The following is a 5,729-nucleotide window of genomic DNA, read 5'->3' as shown; positions in this document are numbered from 1 at the left end:
GACGCTCGTGTCGACTGAGCTCAGGTAGGAGACCAATGAGCCCCGCATACGACCCGCAACCCTCGGCTCGTCATGATCTGGATGCACCAGGCGGTGACGCTACCGCGACCATCGTGCCCCATGCATCCCTTCCCGTGGACGACGCTCGGGCGTCGCGGGCCGCCGACGAGCTGATCGCGGATCTCCTGCACGGGCTGACCCGCCTGTGCGAGGGCGACTTCTCGACCCGCCTCGCGGCGCGGGACGGCTACGCCGGTGACGTGGTGCGCAAGTTCGACGAGCTGGCCGCCATCCAGGAGCGCCACGCGCGTGAGCTGGCCCGGGTCAGTAAGGTGATCCGCCGTGACGGCCGTCTCACCCTGCGGATGGAGGACCTGGGCAACCCCGGCGGCTGGTCCGACATGACGCAGGCGGTGAACTCCCTCATCGACGACCTGGCCCGGCCGACCCACGAGGTGGCGCGGGTCATAGCGGCGGTGGCCGAGGGGGACCTGTCCCAGCACATGGCGTTGGAGATCGCCGGCCAGCCGGTGCGCGGGGAGTTCCTGCGGATCGGCACCACGGTGAACACGATGGTGGACCAGTTGTCGTCGTTTGCGGACGAGGTGACCCGGGTCGCCCGTGAGGTGGGCACCGAGGGCAACCTGGACGGGCAGGCCAAGGTCAAGGGCGTCTCGGGGGTGTGGCGGGACCTCACCGAGTCGGTGAACTCGATGGCGGGCAACCTGACCAGCCAGGTCCGTAACATCGCTCAGGTCACCACCGCGGTTGCGCAGGGTGATCTGAGCCAGAAGATCACGGTGGACGCCCGCGGTGAGATCCACGAACTGAAGTCGACCGTCAACACGATGGTCGACCAGCTCTCCGCGTTCGCCGACGAGGTCACCCGGATGGCCAAGGAGGTCGGCACCGAGGGCAAGCTAGGCGGCCAGGCGCAGGTCAAGGGCGTTTCCGGGGTCTGGCGCGACCTGACCGACTCGGTCAACGTCATGGCCGGCAACCTCACCACCCAGGTTCGCAGCATCGCCGAGGTCGCGGCGGCCGTGGCCCGCGGCGACCTCACCCGGCAGATCACCGTCGACGCCCGGGGCGAGGTTGCGGGCCTCGCGCACACCCTGAACACGATGGTGGACCAGTTGTCGTCGTTTGCGGACGAGGTGACCCGGGTCGCCTGGGAGGTGGGCACGGAGGGCAACCTGGGCGGGCAGGCGCACGTGCGGGCCGTGTCGGGGGTGTGGCGGGATCTGACGGAGTCGGTGAACTCGATGGCGGGCAACCTGACCAGCCAGGTCCGCAACATCGCGCTCGTCGCCACCGCCGTCGCCCGCGGCGACCTGTCGCAGAAGATCACCGTGGCGGCCCAGGGTGAGATCCTGGAGCTCAAGGACACCCTGAACACGATGGTGGACCAGTTGTCGTCGTTTGCGGACGAGGTGACCCGGGTCGCCCGCGAGGTGGGCACCGAGGGCAACCTGGGCGGGCAGGCGCATGTGCGCGGGGTGTCGGGGGTGTGGCGGGATCTGACGGAGTCGGTGAACTCGATGGCGGGCAACCTGACCAGTCAGGTCCGCAACATCGCGCTGGTGACCACGGCGGTGGCCCGCGGCGACCTGTCGCAGAAGATCACCGTGACCGCGCAGGGTGAGATCGCCGAGCTGAAGGACACCGTCAACACGATGGTCGACCAGCTCTCCTCGTTCGCCGCGGAGATCACCCGGGTGGGCCGGGAGGTTGGCGTCGAGGGCAAGCTCGGTGGTCAGGCCACCGTAGCCGGAGTCGCCGGAACGTGGAAGGACCTCACCGACAACGTCAACCAGCTGGCGTCCACGCTGACCATCCAGCTGCGGGCGATCGGCGACGTCTCCACCGCGGTGACCCGCGGTGACCTGACCCGGTCCATCTCGGTGGAGGCCGAGGGCGAGGTCGCCGAGCTCAAGGACAACATCAACCAGATGATCGCGCGACTGCGCGAGACCACCGAGGTCAACGCCCAGCAGGACTGGCTGAAGTCCAACCTGGCCCGGATCGGCAGCAAGATGCAGGGCCAGCGCGATCTCTACGCGGTCTGCCAGATGATCATCAGTGAGATGACACCCGCGGTCAACGCCCAGCAGGGCACGGTCTACCTGCTCGACTTCATCGAGGGTGACAAGCTGCGCTACGTCGCCGGCTACGGCTCGGTGCCCCGGCGCCGCTCGGACGGCACCTTCCTGTTCGGCGAGGGACTCATCGGGCAGGCGGCCCTGGAACGCGACCGTATCCGAGTCGAGCACGTACCAACCGGCTACCTCAACATCCGCAGCGGACTCGGTGAGGCGCCGCCGTGCGACCTGGTCGTCGTGCCGGTCGTGTTCGAGAACCAGGTGCTAGGCGTCATCGAGCTGGCCTCGTTCTCGCCGTTCTCCGAGCTGCACCTCACCCTGGTCGACCAGCTCGTCGACACCATCGGGGTGGTGCTGAACACGATCATGGCGAACGCGCGGACGGAGGAGCTGCTGGCCCAGTCCCAGCGGCTCACCCAGGAGCTGCGTTCGCAGTCGGTCGAGCTGCAGCGGACGAATAACGAGCTGGAGGAGAAGGCGGCGCTGCTCGAGGAGAAGAACCACGAGATCGAGCTGGCCCGCATCGGGTTGGAGGAGAAGGCCGAGCAGCTGGCGCTGTCGTCGCAGTACAAGTCGGAGTTCCTGGCGAACATGAGCCACGAGCTGCGCACGCCGCTCAACAGTCTGCTCATCCTCGCCAAGCTGCTGGCCGACAACCCGGACCGTAACCTCTCCCGCAAGCAGATCGACTTCGCCGAGACGATCCACTCCGCCGGTTCCGAGCTGCTCGAATTGATCAACGACATCCTGGACCTGTCGAAGGTCGAGGCCGGCAAGATGAACGTCGATGCGACCACCGTGCGCACGGCGGCGCTCTGCGACGCGGTCGCCGGGGTCTTCGGCCCCGTGGCGGAGGAGAAGGGCCTGTCATTCCAGGTCAACCTTGCTCCCGACGTGCCGGCCGAGTTCGTCACCGACGAGCAGCGCCTCCAGCAGGTGCTGAAGAACCTCCTGTCGAACGCGGTGAAATTCACCGACACCGGCACCGTCCGGCTGGACGTCACCGTCGCCCGGCCGGATCTGCCCTTCCTCTCGCCGAGCCTGTGTTCCGCGGGCACGGTGTTGTCGTTCGCGGTCACCGACACCGGAATCGGGGTCGCCGTCGAGAAGCTTCGGATGATCTTCGAGGCGTTCCAGCAGGCGGACGGCACGACGTCGCGTCGCTACGGCGGCACCGGGCTCGGCCTGTCGATCAGCAAGGAGATCGCCCGCCTGCTGGGCGGGGCCATCGCGGTCTCCAGCGTGGTCGGCCGTGGGAGCACCTTCACCCTCTACCTGCCGTCGGCCCCGCCGGCGCAGACGCCGCCCTTTGGGGTCACGCCGGGCGAGCCAGACAACGTTCTCATGATCGTCGATCCGTCGGGTCAGTACCTCGGGCGGCGGTCGGGTGAGGGAGTGGACGCGGGACCGGGTGGCGGACCCGCACCGTCCGCCGGCCGCGATGCCGGGCCCGCGAACGGATGGCAGAGCCCCGACGCCGACCGGTTCGGCACGGCGGCACTCGCGTCCCCGTCCTCGTCCCCGTCTTCGTCCCCGACCCGTTCCGGGCCCGGCGCGGGGGGAACCGCCGGGCACGGGGACGCGGGTGGGATCGGCGGCGCCCACTGGTCCGCCGCGGCCAGCGGACCGGCGGAGGGCTCGGCGGCCTTCACGTCGGGCTGGCGGCCGAGCGAGCCCGTCACGGTGGGGACTCCGTTCCTCACCGAGTCCACCGAGTCCACCGAGTCCACCGAGTCCGCCGAGTCCGCCAGCCGCCCGCTGACCGAGGGATCGGAAGGATCCGATCCCCTGGTCGGCACCACGGTGCTGGTCGTCGACGACGACGTCCGCAACGTCTTCGCGCTCACCAGCGCGCTGGAGATGTACGGAATGCGGGTCCTCTACGCCGACAACGGTCATGATGCGATCCGTATGCTGCAGCAGGACACCCCGCCCGTGCACCTCGTGCTGATGGATGTGATGTTGCCGGGCATGGACGGCAACGAAACGACTTCGATGATCCGTGACATGCCGGCGTTCGCGGATCTGCCGATCCTGGTGCTGACCGCCAAGGCCATGCCGGGAGATCGGGAGAAGAGCATCACCGCCGGAGCCACCGACTACATCACCAAGCCCGTGGATCTGGAGCACCTCCTCGGGGTGATGCGGTCGTATCTGTATTGATCAGATCGCGTATGGTGCGCATTCGGGTGGCTATCGGTGGGGCGGCGAGATGCCGCCGGGAGCGATCAGTGATCGTGTAGGGGTGGCGACGCCCACCACGGGTCGGCAGGGCGATCGCGAAGGAGGAGGCAGGCGGGTGACCGAGCGGACCGGCGGTTCCGTCGACGGCGAAGGTGGGCCGAGCACGGAACGGCCCCGCAGCAAGATCCTGCTGGTCGACGATCGAGCGGACAATCTGATGGCCCTGGAGGCGATTCTCGCCTCGCTGGATCAGGATCTCGTCACGGCGTCGTCGGGTGAGGAAGCTCTCAAGCGTCTTCTGGTGGACGACTTCGCGGTGATCCTGCTGGACGTCCAGATGCCGGGGATGGACGGTTTCGAGACAGCGCACCGGATCAAGCAGCGGGGGCGTACCCGAGACACTCCGATCATCTTTCTGACGGCGATCGACCGCGAGCCGCATCACGCGTTCCGCGGCTACGCTGTCGGCGCGGTCGACTACATCGCGAAGCCTTTCGACCCCTGGTTGCTCCGGGCCAAGGTCAGCGTCTTCGTCGAGCTGTTCGAGAAGAACGAGCGGCTGGCCGAACTGGTCCACCAGCGTGTTCGCGACTTTGATCTGATGACGGAGATCGCGGAGCGGCTGATCGCGTTGGACGTCCTGCTGGAGGGCAGCAGCCGCAGCTCCGCCGAGGAGACCCTGGCGGCGGCCGGGGCCGAGGTCCGCGGACTCGTCACCCGGTTGCAGCCCTTCGCTCGGCCGACGAACGCCTGATCGTCCACGGCGCCGGCCGGCACGCCCGTCGGCGGGCATCCGGCCTCCCGCCAACATTAGGCGGGATGGCGCGGGTGTGGGTGTTCGACCACCACAAGGGGGCGCCCGGCCCATGGCTCGCGCCGATAACATGAATTTGTCGACCAGATCCGCCGCCGTGCCGGCACGGCCGGTTTGTGCAGTCGTAGGAGGTTTCGTCGTATGGCGATATCCCGGCGCAACCTTCCTGGGCTCACCGGGGCTGATCTCCAGACTATCGGTCCGTATACAGTTGAACGGAAGCTGGTCGACGCCAGGACAGGACCAGTGTTTCTTGCACGTAACGGCGAGGCGCGTCCGGTCCTCGTCAAGACGATTACTGCGCCCTTCGGGCGGGACGCAGAGTTCCGTCGGCGCCTGCGCGTCGACCTCGACAACATCCGCCGGTTGGCGCCGTCCTGCCTCGCCGCCATCCTCGACCTCGACACGGGCGCTCGCCCCCCATACGTCGTCGCGGAGTTCATCGACGCTCCGATTCTCGCCGCAACCGTCGCCGGCGGCGCAGCGTTGTCCGGACCAGACACCTACCGGCTCGCCGTCGGGCTGGCGACGGCTCTGGCCGCACTGCACGAATTGGAAATTTTCCTCGGCGACCTGAAGCCTATCACTGAGCCTTTTCAAAGTTAGCTTTCCTAAATCCCTTCCTTGGT

The 5,729-nt window shown here is 67.8% G+C and carries 3 protein-coding genes; all 3 read left to right on the top strand.

Annotated elements, in window-relative coordinates; all coding sequences use genetic code 11:
• The first annotated feature begins 35 nt into the window (after nt 1-35).
• The 3 genes from AC08ON_RS03855 to AC08ON_RS03845 all read left to right on the top strand — a co-directional run bounded on the left by AC08ON_RS03855 (nt 36) and on the right by AC08ON_RS03845 (nt 5,706).
• Nucleotides 36-4,265, top strand: coding sequence for a hybrid sensor histidine kinase/response regulator (locus tag AC08ON_RS03855; protein ID WP_476607402.1), 4,230 nt, complete (start codon nt 36-38; stop codon nt 4,263-4,265).
• Nucleotides 4,266-4,401: 136 nt separating this feature from the next.
• Entirely contained in the window at nt 4,402-5,040 is a 639-nt protein-coding gene (locus AC08ON_RS03850) for a response regulator (protein ID WP_023840991.1), read from the top strand.
• Between the two features lie 306 nt (nt 5,041-5,346).
• Complete coding sequence (locus tag AC08ON_RS03845; protein ID WP_476607403.1) at nt 5,347-5,706, top strand: hypothetical protein; 360 nt, start codon at nt 5,347-5,349, stop codon at nt 5,704-5,706.
• Nucleotides 5,707-5,729 lie beyond the last annotated feature (23 nt).

Source organism: Frankia sp. CoWAU3, from assembly GCF_977971855.1.
The sequence above is the reverse complement of the archived record's forward strand: the minus strand, read 5'-3'. Positions and strand labels throughout refer to the sequence as shown.

Excerpts from the sequence above, each read along its gene's own strand:
- AC08ON_RS03855 (WP_476607402.1), top strand. The coding sequence starts at position 36 with ATGAGCCCCGCATACGACCCGCAACCCTCGGCTCGTCATGATCTGGAT.